A 20,611-nucleotide genomic window follows, 5' to 3' on the forward strand; every position below is an offset into this window, starting at 1 on the left:
TATAAAGAGAGGTTAAAAATGTCTGAAATAAAAGAGAGATTAGATTTACTTCTTGTAAATAAAGGAATATTTTCATCTCGTGAAAAGGCTAGAGCTAGTATTATGGCGGGAGAAATATTTGTAGATGGTCAAAGAATTGACAAATGTGGAGAAAAGGTAAAGCAAAGCTGTAATATAGAATTTAGAGGAGAAAAACTTCCTTATGTAAGTAGAGGAGGATTAAAATTAGAAAAAGCAATAAAAAATTTTAATATAAATTTAAATAATAAAATATGTCTTGATATAGGAGCGTCTACAGGAGGATTTACTGATTGTATGCTTCAAAATGGGGCTAAAAAGGTAATCGCTATAGATGTAGGATATGGTCAATTTGCATGGAAACTTAGAACTGATCCCAGAGTAGTTTGTTTAGAAAGAACTAACATTAGGTATGTAACTTTAGAGCAAATTGGAGAAACTAGTGATTTTGCAAGTATAGATGTTTCTTTTATATCTTTAAAAAAAGTAATAGATCCAGTTTTAAAATTATTAAACAATAATGGTGAAATAATGGCTCTTATAAAACCCCAGTTTGAAGCAGGTAGAGAAAAGGTAGGGAAAAAAGGTGTAGTTAAAGAGCCATCAATACATAAAGAAGTAATATATTCTATTGCAGAATTTATATTAAAGAATAAATTAAAAATAATTAATCTTGATTTTTCACCTATTAAAGGTCCTGAAGGAAATATAGAGTATCTTATTTATTTTACAAAAAATGAAGATTATGAAACAAAATTTGAGTTAAGCTATATAGATAAAGTAGTTGATTCAGCACATAAATTTTTAAGTATCAAATAAGGTGAATAATTATGAAAAATATAGGTATAAATATAAATAAAATTAAAGATAATCAAGGAATTATTTTAGATTCTTTGATTAATATAATAAATAGAATAATGATACAGACTAATATTAAAATTTTTAATAACACAGAAAGTCTAGACGAAAAATTTGTAAAAGATTTGGATTTTATTATTTCATTAGGTGGAGATGGAACATTATTAGGTACTGCAAGAGAAATAGCTAAATATGGTATACCTATATTAGGTGTAAATATAGGTAACTTAGGGTTTTTAACTGAAGTAGAAAGTTCTGAATTTGAATATGCTATAAACCGTATTAAAAATAAACAATATCGTATAGAAGAAAGAATGATGCTTAATTGCAGTGTAAAAAGAGGAGAAAAAGAAAAGAGTTTTTTATGCTTAAATGATACAGTTTTATCAAAAGGTACTTTAGCAAGAATGGTAAACTATGATATATATATTGATAATATGTTTTATTCTTCATTTACAGCTGATGGGGTAATTGTTTCTACTCCCACGGGATCTACTGCATATTCATTATCTGCTGGAGGACCAATAATATTTCCAACATTAAAGTTAATTTCTATAACTCCAATATGCCCACATTCTTTAGGAATGAGAACTATTGTTGTAGATAGTAAAAGCAAAATAAATATTTATATTAAAAAAAAGCATGAAAGTGTTTTTCTTACAGTTGATGGTCAACAATCTTTAGAAATAAACAATAATGATATAATTGAAATTAGTATGGCACCCTTTCAATGTAAACTTATAAAACTTGATAAATACAATTATTTTGATATATTAAGGAAAAAAATTACTTTAAGAACTAAAGAATGCGAAGGTGGTATAAAATGAAAATTTCACGTCATTCTAAAATATTGGAAATAATAAATACTAAAGATATTGAAACTCAGGAAGAATTAGCAGAAGAATTAAAAAATATAGGAATAGATGTAACCCAAGCTACAGTATCAAGAGATATAAAAGAATTGAAATTAATAAAAGTTTTATCAAATAACGGTAAATATAAATATGCGTCTATAGCTCCAGTAGAAAATTTTATATCAAATAAATTAGTAAATATATTTAAGCAAACAGTTGTTTCTGTGGAAAATATAGATAAATTTATAGTTATTAAGACTATTTCAGGTTCAGCTTCTGCAGCAGCAGAAGCAATAGATTCTCTTAATTTCCACGGGATTGCAGGTACTATTGCTGGAGATAATACAATTTTTATTTTAGTAAGAACAATTGAACAAGCTAATGAATTAGTTCAAAAAATAAAAAAAATGATTAATGAGGAGGAAGTATAATTATGCTCCTTCAATTAAACATAAAAAATTTTGCACTTATTGAAAATTTAAGTATTACTTTTGATAAAGGATTTAATGTATTAACTGGAGAAACTGGTGCTGGAAAATCTATTTTGATTGATGCTATAAATTATGTTTTAGGAGGTAAATTTAGCAAAGATTTGATTAGAACAGGAGAAGAAAAAACTTATGTTGAAGCTATTTTTAGTATTGAAAATAGTAAAACGGTAGAAGTACTTTCAAATTTAGATATAGAATTTGATGATATTATAATAATTAGTAGAGAAACATTTCAATCTGGTAAAAGTATAGCTAAGGTTAATGGAAAATCTTTACTTTTATCTAATATAAGGACTATTGCTTCTACTATATTAGATATTCATGGGCAACATGAAAATCAAAATTTATTAGATGTAAACAATCATATTTTTTATTTGGATTATTTTGCAGGAGAAACAATAAATAAATTACTGAAAGATTATAAAAATAAATATAAAAATTTTATAGAAATAGAGCAAAAAATACAAAAAATTCAAGGAAAAGAAGAAGAAAAAGATAAACTTATTGATTTTTATAAATATCAAATAGATGAAATTAATAAAGCTAATTTAAAGGAAGATGAAGATATTATATTGGAAAAAGAATATTCAATATTATCAAATGCAGAAAAAATTAACAGAGTACTATCAACATGTTATAAAATTTTAAAAAACAATAATGATAGTTCTTTTTCTGCATATGATGCCTTAAGTATAGCTATTAAAGAATTAAGAGGTATCGAAAAACATGCAGAAAAAGTTAAATTAATTGCAGATAATTTAGAAAGTATTTATTATAATCTTGAAGAAAATATAGAAGAAATTAGAGAACTTAAAGATAAAATTCAATATGATGAAAAAAAATTAGAATTTATAAATAGTAGAATTTATCAAATAAGTTTATATAAAAAAAAATATGGAAAAACAATAAAAGAAATTTTAGAATATAAGTGTAGAATTGAAGATTTATATAATGATTTAATAAATAGTACTGAAATTGTTGAAAAATTAAAAAAAGAAAAAGATATTATATTAGAAGAAATACAAAGTTTATCTGATAAAATTCATGAAATAAGAAAATCAGCATCTATAGAGCTTGAAAAAGCTGTAAAAGAAGAATTAAATTATGTAGGTCTTGAAAAAAGTACGTTTAAAATAGAAGTTATAAAAACAGATAATTTTACAGATATTGGAAAAGATAAAGTTCAATTTTTAATTTCTACAAATCCTGGAGAACCATTAAGACCATTAGAAAAAATTGTATCGGGCGGAGAATTGTCTAGAATAATGTTAGCTTTAAAAACTGTATTTATTGATAAAGATATGATTCCTTCAATAATTTTTGATGAAATAGATGTAGGTATTAGTGGAAGAGTTGCTCAAAGTGTTGCTGAAAAAATGTACATACTTTCTAATAAACATCAAGTATTTTGTGTAACACATCTTCCTCAAATAGCTTGTATGTCAGATGTGCATTATTTAATTTCAAAAAAAACCAAAAATAATAAAACTTATACTTGTGTTATTAAAATGAATGAAAGTGAAAAGCAAAATGAAATAGCTAGAATGATTGGTGGTGCTGAAGTTACCAAACTTACAATAGAGAATTCAAAAGAATTAATTAAAATAGCTGAACTGAAAAAAATGGAATTGAAAAATTTATAAATAATTTTATTATTTAATTTATATGAAAAAATAAAGCTATGGTTTATAAACCATAGCTTTATTTTTATGATAATTTATATTTTAAATTCAAACCATTAACTTTATATGAAATTTTATAATAGCATAATTAAATATTTAAAAGGGAAACTTAAAGTTAGATAATTAATTAAAAGACAGGAGGTAAAAGCATGAGAAAAAAAAGAATAGGACTAATATGCTCTTTTTTAACTCCTATCATTTTTTTAACTTTAAGTATATATCATATTGTTGGAAATATTCCTACAACTATTTTTATAAGAGAAGGTGCTCAGTTACAAAGTAATCATCTAATAAAACTTAAAGAAGAAGATAATATAAAAGTAAATAATTTGTTTGAAAATTCTAACACAAGAACAGCTAAAGCGAGTTTATTAGGAATAGTACCATTAAAATCTATATATGTAAAATCAGTTCCTTCAGAAATTTCTGTATATCCTGGAGGCCAGCCTATAGGAGTAAAACTTAATACCAAAGGAGTATTAGTTGTTGCTTTATCTGATATAGAAACAGAAAAAGGAAAATCTAATAGTCCTGCTGCATTAGCAGGAGTACAAATAGGAGATAATATTATAAAAATTAATAATATACCTATAAATAGTGCAGAACAAGTATCAAGATTAGTAAATGAATCAGATGGGAATGAACTTAATATTATTATAGATAGAAAAGGAAATGAATTAATGAAAAAAATTAAACCCATAAAAAGCATAAAAGATGATAAATTTAAAATAGGTCTTTGGGTAAGAGATTCTACTGCTGGAGTAGGAACATTGACTTTTTATGATAATGTATCTAAAAAATTTGGAGCATTAGGTCATCCTATAACAGATTCAGATACTGGGACTACATTAAATATAAGTTATGGAGAAATAGTATCTTCATCCATAGTATCTGTAAGAAAAGGAACAAGAGGGAATCCAGGTGAATTAAAAGGAATATTTGTTAATGAAGATGTAACTATTGGTAATATTTCTAAGAACACTGATTGTGGAATATTTGGAAGTAGTAATAAAGATTTAATAAACAAAAAATTTAATAAACCTATAAAAATTGGATTAAGAAATGAAATAAAAGAAGGCCCCGCTAAAATAATAACTACCATTGATGGAGAAGAACCTAGAGCATATGATATAAAAATTGAAAAATTGCTTGAGCAAGATATACCTGGTCCAAAGAGTATGCTTATTAGAGTAGTAGATCCAGAACTTTTACAAAAAACTGGAGGTATAGTCCAAGGAATGAGTGGAAGTCCTATAATACAAGACAATAAATTAGTAGGTGCCGTAACTCATGTTCTAATAAATAAACCAGATACCGGTTATGGGATTTATATAGAATGGATGTTAAAAGATTCTGATATTTTGACAAAATAAGTAGTAATTATATTAATATAATAGTATAATAAATAATAAATGAACATAAAATTTATTAAAGATATTTTATGTTCATTTATTATTTATTTTGCCCATATAAACCAAAAATTATAATATATAAACAAAAAATTATAATATAAGAAGGATTTATTTATTTCTTGTCGAATTTATTATTTGTTAAGATATGGAATTCAGTATGAGGGGAGTATTTAAATATGGAAGAATCAAAAATCAATGTAGTCATTGCAGATGATAATAAAGAATTTTGCAGTATTCTTAATGACTATTTATTAAACCAAAAAGATATAGTAGTTACGGGGATTGCAAAAGACGGGGTAGAAGCATTAGAATTAATTCAACTAAAAAAACCAGATTTGGTAGTACTTGATATTATTATGCCTCATCTTGATGGATTAGGAGTATTAGAAAGACTTAATAGCATGAATATAAATCCAATGCCTAGAATTATTGTACTTTCTGCAGTAGGTCAAGATAAAATAACACAAAGAGCTATAACTCTTGGTGCTGATTATTATGTTGTTAAACCATTTGATATGGATGTATTTATTAAAAGAATTAGACAAATGTTTAACAATACTATTTCTAGTAATGATTCAAAAAAAACAGTATCTATTTTGGATAATACGGATATTAAATTAAATAAAAACGAGTTTACAGATTTAGAATCTGAAATAACATCGATTATACATGAAATAGGTGTGCCTGCCCATATTAAAGGATATATGTACTTAAGAGAAGCAATAAACATGGTTGTAAATGACATTGAACTTTTATCAGCTGTAACAAAAGAGCTTTATCCATCTATAGCAGAAAAATATAATACTACAGCAAGTCGTGTGGAAAGAGCAATAAGGCATGCTATAGAAGTAGCATGGAGTAGAGGACAAGTTGATACTATAAATAAATTATTTGGATATACCATACATAACGATAAAGGTAAGCCTACAAATAGTGAATTTATTGCAATGGTGGCTGATAAACTTCGTCTAAAAAATAAGGTATCTTAAATTTAGAAAATTAATGTTTTTTATAGTATAATTGGTTAACTTTTATATAAAATAAAAATTTATGTACAAATATATAGAAATATATAGAAAAAACATGTAAACTTTCTTCATTTACTTATTAATGAAGAAAGTTTATTTTTTTATAAAAATTATTATTAAGGTATTTAATAAATTATTTAGTATAAATCTTCCTTTAAGTAATATGCATAATTAATTTTTAAAAATTAATTATGCATATTCTTTTTTTTTATATCATAAATATTAAAAGATGATTAACAAAGGGGGATAAAGTTATGTCCAACGGGAAAAAAATATTTGATTTTAACAAACACCTTCAAGATAATTTTTGGTTATACATAATAAGTATACTTTGTATATTTACTGGTATTGTTTTAGGAATATATGCCGTTAAATATATGGAAAATTTTGAAAATGAAAGTTTACTTAGTTATTTAAATAGTTTTACTCAAAATATATCTCAAGGTAATTTTAAATATAAAAGTATGTTCAATGATATATTAAAAAATAATTTTCCTATAATTATTGCTATATGGTTTTTAGGTTTAACGATGATAGGAATTCCAATAATATTAATTATAGATTTAATGAAAGGATTTACTGTTGGATTTACTATTAGCTTTGTTATAAAAGCATTTGGGGGGAAAGGTATAGAGATGGCTATATTAGGAATTTTACCTCAAAACATTATATATATTCTATGTATAATAATTTCTTCAGTAATAGCTATGGAATTTTCTTTAAACATAATTAAAGATAAATTAAATAGACAATGGTCAAATAGTATTTTTATAAAAGTATCATCATATTCATTAGTATTTATAATTATTTTTTTTATTCAATGCACAGGTTTTTTAATTGAAACTTTTATTATACCTAATATAATGAAATTAATTATGGTATAGGATGTGAATTTATTTGGATAATAACAATTCTTTTATTAAGGCTATAATTTTATTTTTCAAATGTTTTTTTATTTTAATTATTTTTGCTGACTTATTACCTAAAATAATTGATAAAATTTTGTATAAAATTTACTATTCTAAATTTTATTATAATAGTATTTTTGTAAATTATATAATAAACACGAATAGTAAAATAATATATAATTATATTTACATATTTAGATTATTATTTAATTTTTAATCTAAGTATAAAAGCGTGCAAGTTTAAAATAAATGCACGCTTTTATTATGTAGTAAAGGTAAAATATAATACAATTATAAAATTAAAATTTATATGGAAATAAAAATTTTAATATATGATAAAGAAAATAATTCCTATAATTTTATAATATAAATATGTGATAATTTTAGTTAAAGAGGTAAAACTATCTTTAGAAAGGAGGATTCTACATGAAAAAAAATATAAAAATAACAAGCATTTTAATGTCAATATTATTTACTACTCAAATATTTGTGACAAAAGTTAGTGCAGCGGATAATGATGAATTAAATATAGATGCAAAATCTGCATTACTAATGGAACCAGTATCTGGAAAAATAATTTATGAAAAAAAAGCTCATGATAAATATGCACCAGCTTCTGTAACTAAAATTATGACAATGCTTCTTGCTATGGAAGCCGTAGATAATCATAAAATTAAACTTTCAGATAAAGTTACTATAAGCGAAAATGCTAAAAAAATGGGTGGAAGTACTATGCTTCTAGATACAGGTGAGATTAGAACTGTTGAAGAACTTTTAAAAGGTATTGCAATTGCTTCAGGAAATGATGCCGCAGTAGCTATGGCCGAATATATAGCAGGAAGTGAAGATTCATTTGTAAAACTTATGAATGAAAAAGCAAAAGCATTAGGAATGAATGATACTACGTTTAAAAATTGTACAGGATTAAGTGCAGAAGGACATTTAACTAGTGCTTATGACATATCAATAATGTCTAGAGAACTATTAAAGCATCCTACTATTTTAAAATATACTGGAACATATATGGAAACTATATCAGAAGGTAGAAAAACACCTATAGAACTTGTAAATCATAATAAGTTAGTTAGATTTTTTAAAGGGTGTGATGGATTAAAAACTGGTTTTACAAATGAAGCTAAATATTGTATTTCTGCTACAGCAGTAAGAGATGGAGTAAGAATGCTTACAGTAATTATGGGCTCACCTACTTATAAAATAAGAAATAAAGATGCTAGTATGCTTTTAAATTACGGTTTTTCAAAATATGAATCTAAAAAAATTATATCTAAAGATGAAGAAATAGAAAAAATTCCTATAAACAAACAAGGAGACAAATATTTTATAGCTAAAGCTGCAAAAGATTTAGAAATTATAATTGAAAAAGGTGTAAATAAAAAAATAGACAAAAAATGTATATTAAACATTGATAAAAATAAGAGAGAATATAAAAAAGGTGAAATTATAGGTTATTGTGAAGTGTATATAGATAATACTTTAGTAGGTAAAATAGAAATATATACTGATAGAGATTTTAAAATAGGAGGATTACTAGAGAATTTTAAAAGTAATTTAAAAAATATGTTTGAAAAAGCAATATAAATAAAAATAGAAGAACATAAATATTTTAATATTTATGTTCTTCTATTTTTATTTGTAAAATGTAGCATAAAGCTATAAAATATTTATATATTATTAAAACATTTATTAGGGGAGATTTTTATGGCTTTAAATATAAAAGTTGGTGATTTTGAAGGACCATTTGATTTGCTTTTACATTTAATAAAAAAAAATCAGATGGATATATATGACATAAAAATATATGACATAACTAATCAATATATTGAGTACATAAATCAAATGAAAGAATTAGATTTAGAAATTACATCTGAGTTTATATTAATAGCTGCTACATTATTAGAGATTAAATCAAAAATGCTACTTCCAAAATTAAAAGAAGAGGAGCTATCAATAGATGAAGAATCCGATCCTAGAAAAGAATTAGTTTCTAAACTTATAGAGTATAAAAAGTTTAAATATATAGCTAATTATTTAAAAGATAAAGAAGAATCTAGAAAAATAGTTTTTACTAAAAAACCAGAAATAATTGAAGATAAAAATAATAAAAATGATAATTTAGAAATACTTAATAGTTTAACTATAATTGATCTTTATAATATATATAACGAATTAATAGAAAAATATAATAATAAAATAAATAAAGAAAATGTTATAGAAAGGCAAATATCTTTAGATGCTTATAAAATAGAAGATAAAATAATTTATTTAAAAGAAAAAATATTAAAACATAATCATTTACTTTTTTCTAATGTAGTACAAGAGTGTAAAAATAAAATAGAAATAGTAGTAACATTTTTGGCTATGTTAGAGTTGATAAAACTTAAAGAAATAAAAGCAATACAAGAAAAGAATTTTACTGAAATTTATTTAGAAAGGATATATGACAATGAATAGTAAAACAGAAGAAAAAAATTTATCAAAAAAACAAAAATATTTTTCTATTATTGAATCTTTAATATTTGTATCAGGAGAGCCATTAAAGCTTAAAGAAATAGCTTCAATTATTGAACTTGATATCGAGTCAACAAAAGAAATAATGAAAGAATTGATTAAAAAATATGATAATTTAGAAAGAGGGATAGAATTAGTTAATATTGAAGATGGATATCAGTTTGTTACTAAATCTGAAAATAGTAATTATATTCAGAAACTTTTAAAAACAAACACAAGACAATCTTTATCTCAAGCAGCATTGGAAACATTGTCAATTATTGCATATAAACAACCCGTTACTAGAATTACTATTGATGAAATTAGAGGTGTTAAAAGTGATAAAGCTATTTCAACTTTGTTAGAAAAAGGACTTATTAAAGAATCAGGTAGATTGGAAGTTGCAGGAAGACCTATATTATATTCAACTACCGATAAATTTCTTTTATATTTTGGTTTAGAAAATTTGCAACAAATGCCTTCTTTAGATGAATTTCTAAAATTAGAAGATATAAATAATATAGATATATAAAAATAAAAACTAAGGAGAAAGTCCTTAGTTTTTATTTTGTTTAGATTTATTTGAAATATTTTTAATACTTTCTATTAACTGAGGTATAGAATCTATTATTTTATCTAAAGAATTATCGTATTCTACAGGAAGTAGTTTAACAGAATCATTTTTTAATACTAAAAAAGCTATTGGTCTTACAGTAACTCCAGCTCCAGAGCCTCCTCCAAAAGGAAATTTTGAATTTTCAGATTTACAATTAGAAGATGAAAATTCACTTCCTCCCCCAGCAAATCCAAAAGAAACTTTTGATATAGGAATAATTAAAGAACCATCTTTAGATTCTATTGCATCTCCCACTATTGTATTAACATCTACCATTTCTTTAATATGTGACATAGTAGTTTTCATTAAATTATCAACAGGATGATTTTCCATTATTTTCCCTCCGATTTGTTATATATTAAAATTAATATTTTTAGAATTATTTATATTATCGATATTTTTCTTTATTAAAATAATAATATAAATAATTTTAGCTAAATTTACAAAAACTATACTACTTAAATCAATATTTATAACATCATTTTTAAAATCCGGGTCTATATCTAATTTATAATAATTTATTTTAAATATTGTATTTAAAGAAGTATATATTAATGAAGATATAGAATTAAGTATTCCATAGATTAATGCAGTAGTAGATGCATCAAAAAATCCTATTTTTAATTTAATTGTTATATTTAATTTAGGTTTATATTTAAAAAAATTTATATTATTAAGTATATTTTTTATATTATCTGCATTATAATCAAATTTTTTTAAAAAATCTAAATTGTATTTTTTTTTATTTTTTTCCCTTTTTCTAAAGTTAATTTTAAAATTATATAAAAATAAATTTAAAGAAGAATTTTTATAATTTAAATTTATTTTTATTGGAATAGGTATAAACATTATTAATATTATTAATATAAATATGAAAAATATCCATAACATAACAAAATCCTCCAATATATAAATTATTATAACCTAATAAATATATTTTATTTATAAATATAAATTTTGTTTTTGATTAATCTATAATGGGTAAAATTTTCTTGATTAATAAAATAAAAAATGAAAAAAATAAAATAGAAGGGAGTGAGATTATGAAAAATTTTAAAAAAAATAAACTTATTTTTTTAATGACTTCTTTTTTTATATTTATTAATATTTTTAAAATAAATACTAAAGCACAAGAAATAAATGTAGATGCTAGAAATGCTGTTGCGATTGACAGTAAAACTAAAATTATATTATATGAAAAAAATGCACATATGTTAGTTCCTATGGCTAGTACAACAAAGATAATGACAGCATTAGTAGCAATTAATTATGGAAATTTAGATAAAAAAATAGAAATATCAAGCAAAGCCGCCTCGATAAAAGGTTCAACAGTAGGATATAAAAAAGGAGAGTTGATTACTTTAAGAGAGCTTTTATATGGATTAATGTTGAGATCTGGAAATGATGCTGCTATTGCTATTGCTGAGGGAATAGCTGGAAGTGTAGATGAATTTGTAAAGCTTATGAATACTTACGCTGTTCAAATAGGTGTACTTAATACTCATTTTGAATCACCACATGGTCTTGATAGTGAAGAACATTATTCAACAGCTTATGATTTAGCTGTTATCACGTCTAAAGCAAAGGAAAATGAATTGTTTAATGAAATAGTAAAATCAAAAGATGTAGATGGGAATAGTCAAAATTTTTCTAGAAGCTTTCATAATATAAATAAAATATTATGGCAGATTCCTAATGCAAATGGAGTAAAAACAGGTTATACAGGTAAAGCTGGAAAATGTTTAGTTTCATCAGTAAATATTCAAGGGAATGATGTAATTATTGTTGTGTTAAATTGTCCTAATAGATGGAATGAAACTCAAAAAATTAATGATTATATAAATAAGAAGTATGAATTTAAAAAAATATTTTCTAAAAATGATATAGTAAAAGAAATTTTAATAAAAAATGGAGAAAATCCATTAAAAATTAAAGTTAATAAAGATATAATTTTACCTATAAAAAAAGATTCTGATTACAAAATTAAAATTAATATACCTAATTACAATTTATATGCTCCAATTAACAAAGGAAGTAAAATAGGGAATATAACTATATATTTAGATGATAAAAACATATATAAAGAATCTTTGGAATCTAATAATTATGTTAAAGACAAAAATATACTAAAAAAATGGCTTTTTAAAAAATAAAACCAAAAAACTCTAAGTTTAAATTATTATATATAGACTTAGAGTTTTTTGGTTTTTATTAAAATTTTTTAGAAATAGATTAAAATTTTATTTTAAATTATTGTAACAATTTTTTAATTAATAAATATTCTAATAATATAAGGATTTTTTAGTCAAAAGATAGTCTTAGGAGGTATTAATATGAATTATGAAATACGCGATTGTATAGATGCAGGAACTGAATATTGTCCTTGCCATTTAGCTGAAACTGGTGACTGTATATTGTGTTCTCAACTTTCTGGCAAAAATTTTTGTGATTGTATAAATTGGAAAGGAGTATGTATTTATCAAGAATATATATGGAATAATGGCAAAGCAAAATCAGGGAGAAAAATTTATAACTGTAAAATAGTAAAAAAAGAATATTTAGAAAAAAATGTAATATTATTAACAATATCTATACCACATAGTTTAATCAAAAATTTAGTACATCCTGGTAGTTATGTTTTTTTGCGAAATCCTAAAACATCCCAATTTTATGATGTTCCTATATCTATTATGGATTTAAATACTGAAGAAAATATTATATCTATTGTCATTGAATTAAAAGGAATAAAAACTAAAAGTATTAATATGTTAAACGAAGGTGATAGTGTTCTTATTAGAGGTCCTTATTGGAATGGTGAGCTTGGACTTAGGAATATATATAAAAGTAAAGAAGGTACTTCTATTATAATTACTAGAGGAATAGGTATGGCTCCTATGGTTCCAGTATTAAAAAAACTTTATTCAAATGGGAATAAAATTATAGTAATTATAGATAAAGTAAACTATAAAAATATATTTATAAAAAGTTATTTAGAAATGTGTAATTGTGAAGTAATAAATTGTAATACGTTGCAAAATGGCGATATTTCTGAAGAACTAAAAAAAATAATTGATAATTTTTTATTAAAAGAAAATATAAATTTAATCCATAGCTCAGGACCGGATATTCTAAATTATAAAATTTTAGAATATATAGGTGAAAAAGTAGATTTTTCTTGCTCTAATAATGCTAAAATGTGTTGTGGAGAAGGAGTATGTGGAGCTTGTGCTACAAGATATAAGGGACATAAAGTAAAAAAACTTTGTAAAGTACAAATAGAACCAAAATATATTTTTGAAGGAAGAAGACTAATATAAAAAATTGCTTGGAGGAATAATTATGAAAGTTATTGTTATAGGTGGAGGATGGTCAGGATGTGCTGCAGCTATTAGTGCTAAAAAAGCAGGAGCACAGGTTACATTATATGAAAAAACAGATATGCTTTTAGGTCTTGGAAATGTAGGCGGAATAATGAGAAACAATGGAAGGTTTACAGCAAGCGAAGAATTAATTGCTTTAGGTGGTGGAGATTTAATAAAAATAACAGATTCATGTACTAGGCATAAAAATATTGATTTTCCAGGTCATAAGCACGCATGGCTTTATGATGTAAACAAAATAGAACCTAAAGTAAGAAATTATTTAGAGGAACTTGGTATAGAAATTAATTTTATATCAAGAGTTATAGATATAGAAAAAGATGGCAATAAAATAAAGGGTATATATTTATCAGATGGCTCTTATATAGAAGGAGATGTATTTATTGAAACTACAGGATCTACCGGCCCTATGGGGAATTGTTTAAGATATGGGAACGGATGTTCAATGTGCGTACTTAGATGTCCTGCTTTTGGCCCAAGAGTAAGTATAAGCTCTAGAGCTGGAATTGATGATTTACAAGGTGAAAGAGATGATGAATCTTTTGGAGCGATGAGTGGTTCATGTAAACTTGCAAAAGAAACTTTATCAAATGAAATTGTAAAAGAACTAGATGAAAAAGGAGTTGTTGTTCTAAAAGTGCCTCCTGAAGATGTAAATTTAGATAAATTAAAAATTAAAGTTTGTCAGCAATATGCATTAAAAGAATTTGCAGAAAATATAGTACTATTGGACACAGGTCATGCAAAACTTATGACATCTTATTATAATCTTGAAAAGCTTAGAAAAATACCAGGACTTGAAAATGTAAAGTATATAGATCCTTATGCAGGAGGGAAAGGAAATTCAATTAGATATTTATCTGTAGCACCAAGAACTGATGATATGAAAGTTAAGGGATTAGAAAATCTTTTTTGTGCCGGAGAAAAAGCTGGATTATTTGTAGGACATACTGAAGCTATATGTACTGGTGCTTTAGCAGGACATAATGCAGTAAGAAATGCATTAGGTATGCCTCTTTTGATTTTACCTAAGAGCATTGCTATTGGAGATATAATTTCTTATGCAAATTATAAAATGATGACGAAAGAAGGCCGTAGAAATAGATATACATTTGCTGGAGCAGAATATTTTGAAAGAATGAAATCTTTAGAATTATATACTACTAATATTGATGAAATAAAATCAAAAATTGATAAATTAAATTTATCAAATATTTTAAGCGAAAAATTAATTTAAATAAAAAACACTTAATTACAATTTAAAAGAATTTATATAAATCCTTTTAAATTGTAATTAAGAAATATTATTATGTAGATAATTTTTGAACATCATTATTGTTTGTTTATTTTAATAAATTATATATAGCTTTAGTATATATTTCAAAAGCAGTAAATATATCTTCTAATATAATATGTTCATTAGGTTGATGAGCTGTTTTAACTTTACCAGGCATAATTGCACCAAAAGCCACACAGTTATCTATTGCTCTTGCATAAGTAGCTCCTCCTGAAGAAATAGGTTTAGATTTTATATCATGTGTAACTTCTTGATATACATTTGTAAGAGTACGAATTAAAAAGCTATCTTTAGGAATATAAATAGGTTTTAACCAATCATATTCTATGTAATCAAGTTCATACTTACAAGCTGTTTTAATTATTTTGTCTACTATATCAGATTTATTTATAGTTACAGGTATGCGTACATCTATAAATAAAGATTCACGTTCTTTTAAGCTTATTTTACCTATATTAAATTTAAGTTTTCCAGAATCTTCATCTTCACAATTTCCAAAAATATTTACAGCAAAAGGATCTTCTTTAATTTCATTTGAAATAAAGTCAATAACTTTTGAAGTAACTCCTATATTTTTTAAAGCTATAGCAAGTCGATTTATTGCATTAATTCCATTTTCAGCAACTTGAGCATGAGCAGATTTCCCTAAAATTTTTATTCCTGATTTTAAAATTTTATAATCGTATTTTAGTCTATTAAGTTCATTTTCTAATTCAAATTGTTTTTCTCCATTATATATAATATTATCAGGTACAGAATTAAAGGTAGTTCCTCCTTCTAAAAAAATTCCACTATCATTTTTACATTCTAAAATAAATTGAAGAAGTCCTTTTTCTGCATAAATAACAGGAAATACAGAATCGGGAGAAAATCCTATATTAGGCCTTTCCTCTTTTTTTATATATTCTTTCATATCTCGCCATAAATTTTCTTCATCAGTTCCAAATATAAATCTTATTCTTTTATTAAATACTATTCCTAAATTCATAAGGGCTTTAACTGCATATAAAGCGGTAAGAATAGGACCTTTATCATCTTGACTACCTCTTCCATATAATTTACCATTTTCAACTACAGGGTAAAATGGATTATAATTCCAAAGATCTAAATTACCAGGAGGAACTACATCTATATGTCCCAATATTCCTATTATTTCTTCACCTTCTCCAACTTCTGCATATCCATAATATCCCATTGGATCATAATAAATCTTAAAACCTAAATTTCTACATATTTCAAGTGTTTTTTTTAATGCTTTATCAATATTTTCACCAAATGGATATTTACTTGAATTTTCGCTAAGTATACTAGGTATACTCACTAATTCCTTAATAGAATCAATTAAATTAACTTGTAATAATTTTAATTCTTTTTTTATGTCTTCATTTTTTAACATAAAAAACATCACCAACTTTCATAAATATAATTATATTTTGTTCATTAATAAAATTTTTATATTATTATTTTATACTTATTTAAATAAATTTGGATATTATATTTTTATAGTCTATAATGTAAATAAGTAAAATTTTTATAAACAATAAAATATTATTATTTATATTTGTAGGAGGATACTATGCTGGAAAGATTACAAAAATATATGGCTGAATGTGGTATAGCTTCAAGAAGGAAATGTGAAGAAATTATAATTTCTGGTAGAGTTAAAGTAAATGATAAAATAATAACACAATTAGGATATAAAATAGACAGAAAAAAAGATATTATAGCTATAGATGGAAAAATAATAAAACCTGAACAAAAAAAAATTTACATAGCTTTAAATAAACCAACAGGTTATTTATCTACTGTAAAAGATGATAGAGGGAGAAAAACTATTTTAGATTTAGTAAAAACAAAAGAAAGGATATATCCTATAGGTAGATTAGATTATGATACTTCAGGACTCATTTTACTTACTAATGATGGTGAAATTTATAATAAAATTATTCATCCTAGGCAAATAATAAAAAAAACATATATTGCAAAGCTTAAAGGTATACCTACAAATTTAGAAATAAATAAATTTAAAAATGGAATTGATATAGGAGGATATATTACAGCTACTGCAGATTTTAGATTAATTAATATACTGGGAGAAAATTGTGAAGTAGAAATAAAAATTCATGAAGGTAAAAATAGACAAATTAGAAGAATGTGTGAAAAAATAAATCATCAAGTAATTAGCTTGAAAAGAATATCTATAGGTGAAATTAAACTTGGAAATTTGGAATTGGGTAAATTTAGAAATTTAACTCAAGAAGAAATTCAATATTTAAAAACTTTATAAAAAATATACAGAATCAATTATTAGTGTTTTTATGCCATTTATTAATATAAAATGATAAAAATTAACAAATACTTATGTTGAATAAATGAAAGATATGTTGATTAATTTTTCATTAAATGATAAAATGAAATAAATTATTCATTTATCTGTCAAATATGAAGAAAGGATTGGAGTAAAATGGATGAAAACAAACAAGATTTGATGAGAATAATACAAATGAAGTTTCCGCGGCTTAGTAAAGGCCAAAAATTAATAGCAGAATATATTTTAAAACATTATGATAAAGCTGCTTTTATGACTGCAGCTAAACTTGGTACAAGTGTTGGGGTTAGTGAATCAACCGTAGTACGATTTGCAAACGAATTAGGATTTAGTGGTTATCCCAAACTTCAAAAAGCACTACAAGAACTTATCAAAAACAAATTAACTACAGTTCAAAGAATAGAACTTTCTAATGATTTTGTAAGTCAAGAAACAGCTCTTAAAGGAGTATTAAAATCCGATATGGAAAATATAAGAGCTACTTTAGAAAAAATAAATCACAAAACTTTTGAGGAAGTTGTAAATAGCATTTTTAATGCTAAAAAAATTTACATAATAGGGCTTAGGAGTTCAACTGCTATTGCAGAATTTTTAGGATTTTACTTAAATCTTATTTTAGATAATGTTAAAGTTGTTACTTATGGAATTAGTGATATATTTGAACAAATGATTAATATATCAAAAGAAGATTTAGTAATTGGTATTGGATTTCCTAGATATGCAGCAAGAACTATAGAAGCACTTAATTTTGCGCAAAGCAGAGGTACAAAAGTTGTAGCAATAACTGATAGCTTACTATCACCATTAGCTTCAAGAGCCGATTACACATTAATTGCTCAAAGTAATATGGCCTCTTTTGTTGATTCCCTTGTAGCACCTTTAAGTGTAATTAATGCTCTTATTATTGCTGTAGGATTAAGAGAAAAAGAAAAAATAGCTTCAACTTTTAATGAATTAGAAAATATTTGGGGAGAATACAGAGTATACTCTAATAGAAATAAAGATGAATAATAATTTATAAAAGAATCTAATATTTTATATTTTTAAAATTGCAATAATACATGCATTAAATATATTTTAAATAAATTGTTGTTGCAAATATAAAAAATAAAGAAAAGTTTATTAAAAGCTTTTTCTTTATTTTTTATATTTGTATTGAATAAATTATAGTAATATATTAAATTTATAATATAATAAATACAAATGGTGGTGGTGCTATGGCCAAGGTTATAGTTATTGGTGGCGGACCTGCAGGAATGATGGCAGCAATAACAGCTGCTAAAAAACATGATGTAATATTAATTGAAAAAAATGAAAAGTTAGGAAAAAAATTATTTATTACAGGTAAGGGAAGATGTAATATTACTAACGCAAAAGATATAAGTGATTTTTTTGATTATATACCAAGTAATCCTTATTTTTTATATAGTTCGTTATATTCTTTTACAAATAAAGATACTATTGAATTTTTCAATAAATTGGGAGTTAAACTAAAGATAGAAAGAGGAGATAGAGTTTTCCCTGAATCAAATAAATCTTCAGATATTATTAATGCTTTTAATAATGCAATTAATAAAAATAATGTGAAAGTATTATTAAATACTAAAATAAAAGAAATAATTGAAGAAAATAAAGTTATAAAAGCAGTAAAGCTTCAAGATAATTCTATCTTAAAAGGAGATTATTTTATTATTTGCACTGGAGGATTATCCTATCCTAAAACTGGATCTACTGGAGATGGATTAATTTTTGCTAAAAAATTAGGACATAATATAATCCCTCCTAGACCTTCTTTAGTACCAATAATAATTGAAGAAGAATGGATTAAAGAATTACAAGGCTTATCATTAAAAAATATAGAGCTTAATGTAAAAAACGAAAAAAATATAACTGTATTTAATGACTTTGGGGAAATGATTTTTACACATTTTGGAATTTCAGGACCGTTAGCTTTAAGTGCAAGCAGAATGATTTGTGAAAATGGTAAATTTAAAGTAATCATTAATTTAAAGCCAGCTTTAAATTCAGAAGAATTAGATAAAAGGGTTCAAAATGATTTTTCTAAATATATCAATAAAAGTTTTAAAAATTCTTTAAATGATTTATTACCACAAAAATTAATTCCTATTATTGTAAAATTATCCAATATAAATCCTGATAAAAAAATTAATTTAATTACAAAATCAGAAAGAAAAGCTCTAGTTAATCTTCTTCAAAATTTTACTTTAACAGTAAAAGGATTAAGACCAATAGAAGAAGCTATAATAACTTGTGGTGGAATTGATACTAAAGAAATTAATTCATCAAATATGAAATCAAAGATTATTAAAAATCTTTCTTTTGCTGGAGAAATTATAGATGTAGATGCTTATACAGGAGGCTTTAATATACAAATAGCATTATCCACAGGGTACCTTGCTGGTAAAAAAGTAGATGAAATATAATTTAAAATTTATGTATAGTTTTTAAAAGAAGGTGAATAAAACATGAAATTATCTGTAGCAATTGATGGACCTGCTGGAGCAGGTAAAAGTACTATTGCTAAAATGTTAGCAAATAGATTTAATTTAATATATATAAATACTGGTGCCATGTATAGAGCTATAACACTAAAAGCTATAGAAAAAAATATTTTGCCGCAAGATAAAATTAAGTTATTAAATTTAGTGGAAAATTTAAATATGATTTTTAAAAATGATGAACTTTTTATTGACGGAGAAAATGTTAATAATAAAATTTATTTGCCTAATATAAGTAATAACGTTTCTAACTATGCGGCAATTCCAGAAGTTAGAGAAAAATTAGCTGCTATGCAAAAAAAAATCGCTGAAAAATATAATGTAGTAATGGATGGAAGAGATATTGGAACTGTTGTTCTTAAAGATGCTCCAATTAAATTTTATTTAACTGCTAGTTGTGAAGAAAGAGCCAAAAGAAGATATAATGAATTATCTTTACAAGGAATATCAACAAATTATAATGAAATATTAAATGAGATTATAAAACGAGATTATATGGATTCAAATAGGGAAAATAATCCATTAAAAAAAGCAGATGATGCTATTTTAATAGATTCATCTAATTTATCTATTGATGATGTTGTTAATAAAATGTCATATTATATACAAGAATTTATAAATAAAAATAATAATATAGATATCTAGCATAAAAACTAAATGTGATATATCAATCAGTAGTTTGTTTTTAACACAACAAGAGATAATCAGTAT

The 20,611-nt window shown here is 24.1% G+C and carries 20 protein-coding genes; 17 read left to right on the forward strand and 3 right to left on the reverse strand.

What is annotated here, in order from left to right:
- The first annotated feature begins 18 nt into the window (after positions 1 to 18).
- The 10 genes from EGD97_RS01220 to scpB all read left to right on the forward strand — a co-directional run bounded on the left by EGD97_RS01220 (position 19) and on the right by scpB (position 10,291).
- A complete protein-coding gene (locus EGD97_RS01220; protein WP_078681679.1) occupies positions 19 to 837 on the forward strand; it encodes a TlyA family RNA methyltransferase in 819 nt (272 codons plus the stop codon).
- 11 nt (positions 838 to 848) lie between these two features.
- Positions 849 to 1,703 (forward strand): NAD(+)/NADH kinase, encoded by an 855-nt coding sequence (locus EGD97_RS01225; RefSeq protein WP_078681678.1) that lies wholly within the window; start codon positions 849 to 851, stop codon positions 1,701 to 1,703.
- Positions 1,700 to 2,161, forward strand: a complete 462-nt coding sequence (locus EGD97_RS01230) for an arginine repressor (protein WP_078681677.1) — start codon at positions 1,700 to 1,702, stop codon at positions 2,159 to 2,161. Before EGD97_RS01225 ends, EGD97_RS01230 begins: the two co-directional genes overlap by 4 nt.
- A 2-nt stretch (positions 2,162 to 2,163) precedes the next feature.
- Complete coding sequence (gene recN / locus EGD97_RS01235; RefSeq protein ID WP_127836378.1) at positions 2,164 to 3,864, forward strand: DNA repair protein RecN; 1,701 nt, start codon at positions 2,164 to 2,166, stop codon at positions 3,862 to 3,864.
- 188 nt (positions 3,865 to 4,052) lie between these two features.
- Positions 4,053 to 5,276, forward strand: coding sequence for a SpoIVB peptidase (spoIVB, locus tag EGD97_RS01240; RefSeq protein WP_078681675.1), 1,224 nt, complete (start codon positions 4,053 to 4,055; stop codon positions 5,274 to 5,276).
- 215 nt (positions 5,277 to 5,491) lie between these two features.
- Complete coding sequence (spo0A, locus tag EGD97_RS01245; RefSeq protein ID WP_078681674.1) at positions 5,492 to 6,304, forward strand: sporulation transcription factor Spo0A; 813 nt, start codon at positions 5,492 to 5,494, stop codon at positions 6,302 to 6,304.
- Between the two features lie 293 nt (positions 6,305 to 6,597).
- Positions 6,598 to 7,227 (forward strand): stage II sporulation protein M, encoded by a 630-nt coding sequence (spoIIM, locus tag EGD97_RS01250; RefSeq protein ID WP_078681673.1) that lies wholly within the window; start codon positions 6,598 to 6,600, stop codon positions 7,225 to 7,227.
- A 450-nt stretch (positions 7,228 to 7,677) separates the two neighbouring features.
- Positions 7,678 to 8,850 carry a D-alanyl-D-alanine carboxypeptidase family protein gene (locus EGD97_RS01260; protein WP_127836380.1) on the forward strand — a complete coding sequence of 391 codons (1,173 nt, stop codon included), beginning with the start codon at positions 7,678 to 7,680 and terminating at the stop codon, positions 8,848 to 8,850.
- A 120-nt stretch (positions 8,851 to 8,970) separates the two neighbouring features.
- Entirely contained in the window at positions 8,971 to 9,723 is a 753-nt protein-coding gene (locus tag EGD97_RS01265) for a segregation/condensation protein A (RefSeq protein ID WP_078681670.1), read from the forward strand.
- Entirely contained in the window at positions 9,710 to 10,291 is a 582-nt protein-coding gene (scpB, locus tag EGD97_RS01270) for an SMC-Scp complex subunit ScpB (RefSeq protein ID WP_078681669.1), read from the forward strand. The genes EGD97_RS01265 and scpB overlap by 14 nt, the downstream gene beginning before the upstream one ends.
- A 24-nt stretch (positions 10,292 to 10,315) precedes the next feature.
- Here the strand turns inward: scpB and ytfJ are convergent, their stop codons facing one another.
- Together ytfJ and EGD97_RS01280 are read right to left on the reverse strand one after the other, a co-directional pair.
- Positions 10,316 to 10,708, reverse strand: coding sequence for a GerW family sporulation protein (gene ytfJ, locus EGD97_RS01275; protein WP_078681668.1), 393 nt, complete (start codon positions 10,706 to 10,708; stop codon positions 10,316 to 10,318).
- Between the two features lie 18 nt (positions 10,709 to 10,726).
- Positions 10,727 to 11,266, reverse strand: a complete 540-nt coding sequence (locus tag EGD97_RS01280) for a DUF2953 domain-containing protein (RefSeq protein WP_078681667.1) — start codon at positions 11,264 to 11,266, stop codon at positions 10,727 to 10,729.
- A gap of 152 nt (positions 11,267 to 11,418) precedes the next feature.
- On the opposite strand from EGD97_RS01280, the gene EGD97_RS01285 reads away from it, so the two are divergent.
- From EGD97_RS01285 to EGD97_RS01295, 3 genes are all read left to right on the forward strand, one after another.
- Positions 11,419 to 12,528 carry a D-alanyl-D-alanine carboxypeptidase family protein gene (locus tag EGD97_RS01285; protein ID WP_127836381.1) on the forward strand — a complete coding sequence of 370 codons (1,110 nt, stop codon included), beginning with the start codon at positions 11,419 to 11,421 and terminating at the stop codon, positions 12,526 to 12,528.
- 180 nt (positions 12,529 to 12,708) lie between these two features.
- Complete coding sequence (locus EGD97_RS01290; RefSeq protein WP_078681666.1) at positions 12,709 to 13,692, forward strand: sulfide/dihydroorotate dehydrogenase-like FAD/NAD-binding protein; 984 nt, start codon at positions 12,709 to 12,711, stop codon at positions 13,690 to 13,692.
- A 22-nt stretch (positions 13,693 to 13,714) separates the two neighbouring features.
- Positions 13,715 to 14,992 (forward strand): FAD-dependent oxidoreductase, encoded by a 1,278-nt coding sequence (locus tag EGD97_RS01295; RefSeq protein WP_078681665.1) that lies wholly within the window; start codon positions 13,715 to 13,717, stop codon positions 14,990 to 14,992.
- A 106-nt stretch (positions 14,993 to 15,098) separates the two neighbouring features.
- Here EGD97_RS01295 and EGD97_RS01300 read toward each other — a convergent pair whose 3' ends face one another.
- A complete protein-coding gene (locus EGD97_RS01300) occupies positions 15,099 to 16,448 on the reverse strand; it encodes a M20 family metallopeptidase (RefSeq protein WP_078681664.1) in 1,350 nt (449 codons plus the stop codon).
- 180 nt (positions 16,449 to 16,628) lie between these two features.
- Here EGD97_RS01300 and EGD97_RS01305 point away from each other — a divergent pair, with 180 nt between their 5' ends.
- From EGD97_RS01305 to cmk, 4 genes are all read left to right on the forward strand, one after another.
- Complete coding sequence (locus tag EGD97_RS01305) at positions 16,629 to 17,339, forward strand: pseudouridine synthase (protein WP_078681663.1); 711 nt, start codon at positions 16,629 to 16,631, stop codon at positions 17,337 to 17,339.
- 177 nt (positions 17,340 to 17,516) lie between these two features.
- Positions 17,517 to 18,392, forward strand: coding sequence for a MurR/RpiR family transcriptional regulator (locus tag EGD97_RS01310; protein WP_078681662.1), 876 nt, complete (start codon positions 17,517 to 17,519; stop codon positions 18,390 to 18,392).
- A 206-nt stretch (positions 18,393 to 18,598) separates the two neighbouring features.
- A complete protein-coding gene (locus tag EGD97_RS01315) occupies positions 18,599 to 19,825 on the forward strand; it encodes a BaiN/RdsA family NAD(P)/FAD-dependent oxidoreductase (RefSeq protein WP_127836382.1) in 1,227 nt (408 codons plus the stop codon).
- Between the two features lie 42 nt (positions 19,826 to 19,867).
- Positions 19,868 to 20,545 (forward strand): (d)CMP kinase, encoded by a 678-nt coding sequence (gene cmk / locus EGD97_RS01320; protein WP_078681660.1) that lies wholly within the window; start codon positions 19,868 to 19,870, stop codon positions 20,543 to 20,545.
- Positions 20,546 to 20,611: the final 66 nt, after the last annotated feature.

Origin of the sequence: Clostridium prolinivorans, assembly GCF_004011155.1 — a bacterium.
Lineage (GTDB): Bacteria > Bacillota > Clostridia > Clostridiales > Clostridiaceae > Clostridium_AT > Clostridium_AT prolinivorans.

Bases quoted from the DNA above. Each gene is read 5' to 3' on its own strand.
- EGD97_RS01220 (WP_078681679.1), top strand. From the start codon at position 19: ATGTCTGAAATAAAAGAGAGATTAGATTTACTTCTTGTAAATAAAGGA.
- EGD97_RS01225 (WP_078681678.1), top strand. From the start codon at position 849: ATGAAAAATATAGGTATAAATATAAATAAAATTAAAGATAATCAAGGA.
- EGD97_RS01230 (WP_078681677.1), top strand. From the start codon at position 1,700: ATGAAAATTTCACGTCATTCTAAAATATTGGAAATAATAAATACTAAA.
- recN (WP_127836378.1), top strand. From the start codon at position 2,164: ATGCTCCTTCAATTAAACATAAAAAATTTTGCACTTATTGAAAATTTA.
- spoIVB (WP_078681675.1), top strand. From the start codon at position 4,053: ATGAGAAAAAAAAGAATAGGACTAATATGCTCTTTTTTAACTCCTATC.
- spo0A (WP_078681674.1), top strand. From the start codon at position 5,492: ATGGAAGAATCAAAAATCAATGTAGTCATTGCAGATGATAATAAAGAA.
- spoIIM (WP_078681673.1), top strand. From the start codon at position 6,598: ATGTCCAACGGGAAAAAAATATTTGATTTTAACAAACACCTTCAAGAT.
- EGD97_RS01260 (WP_127836380.1), top strand. From the start codon at position 7,678: ATGAAAAAAAATATAAAAATAACAAGCATTTTAATGTCAATATTATTT.
- EGD97_RS01265 (WP_078681670.1), top strand. From the start codon at position 8,971: ATGGCTTTAAATATAAAAGTTGGTGATTTTGAAGGACCATTTGATTTG.
- scpB (WP_078681669.1), top strand. From the start codon at position 9,710: ATGACAATGAATAGTAAAACAGAAGAAAAAAATTTATCAAAAAAACAA.
- ytfJ (WP_078681668.1), bottom strand. From the start codon at position 10,708: ATGGAAAATCATCCTGTTGATAATTTAATGAAAACTACTATGTCACAT.
- EGD97_RS01280 (WP_078681667.1), bottom strand. From the start codon at position 11,266: ATGTTATGGATATTTTTCATATTTATATTAATAATATTAATAATGTTT.
- EGD97_RS01285 (WP_127836381.1), top strand. From the start codon at position 11,419: ATGAAAAATTTTAAAAAAAATAAACTTATTTTTTTAATGACTTCTTTT.
- EGD97_RS01290 (WP_078681666.1), top strand. From the start codon at position 12,709: ATGAATTATGAAATACGCGATTGTATAGATGCAGGAACTGAATATTGT.
- EGD97_RS01295 (WP_078681665.1), top strand. From the start codon at position 13,715: ATGAAAGTTATTGTTATAGGTGGAGGATGGTCAGGATGTGCTGCAGCT.
- EGD97_RS01300 (WP_078681664.1), bottom strand. From the start codon at position 16,448: ATGTTAAAAAATGAAGACATAAAAAAAGAATTAAAATTATTACAAGTT.
- EGD97_RS01305 (WP_078681663.1), top strand. From the start codon at position 16,629: ATGCTGGAAAGATTACAAAAATATATGGCTGAATGTGGTATAGCTTCA.
- EGD97_RS01310 (WP_078681662.1), top strand. From the start codon at position 17,517: ATGGATGAAAACAAACAAGATTTGATGAGAATAATACAAATGAAGTTT.
- EGD97_RS01315 (WP_127836382.1), top strand. From the start codon at position 18,599: ATGGCCAAGGTTATAGTTATTGGTGGCGGACCTGCAGGAATGATGGCA.
- cmk (WP_078681660.1), top strand. From the start codon at position 19,868: ATGAAATTATCTGTAGCAATTGATGGACCTGCTGGAGCAGGTAAAAGT.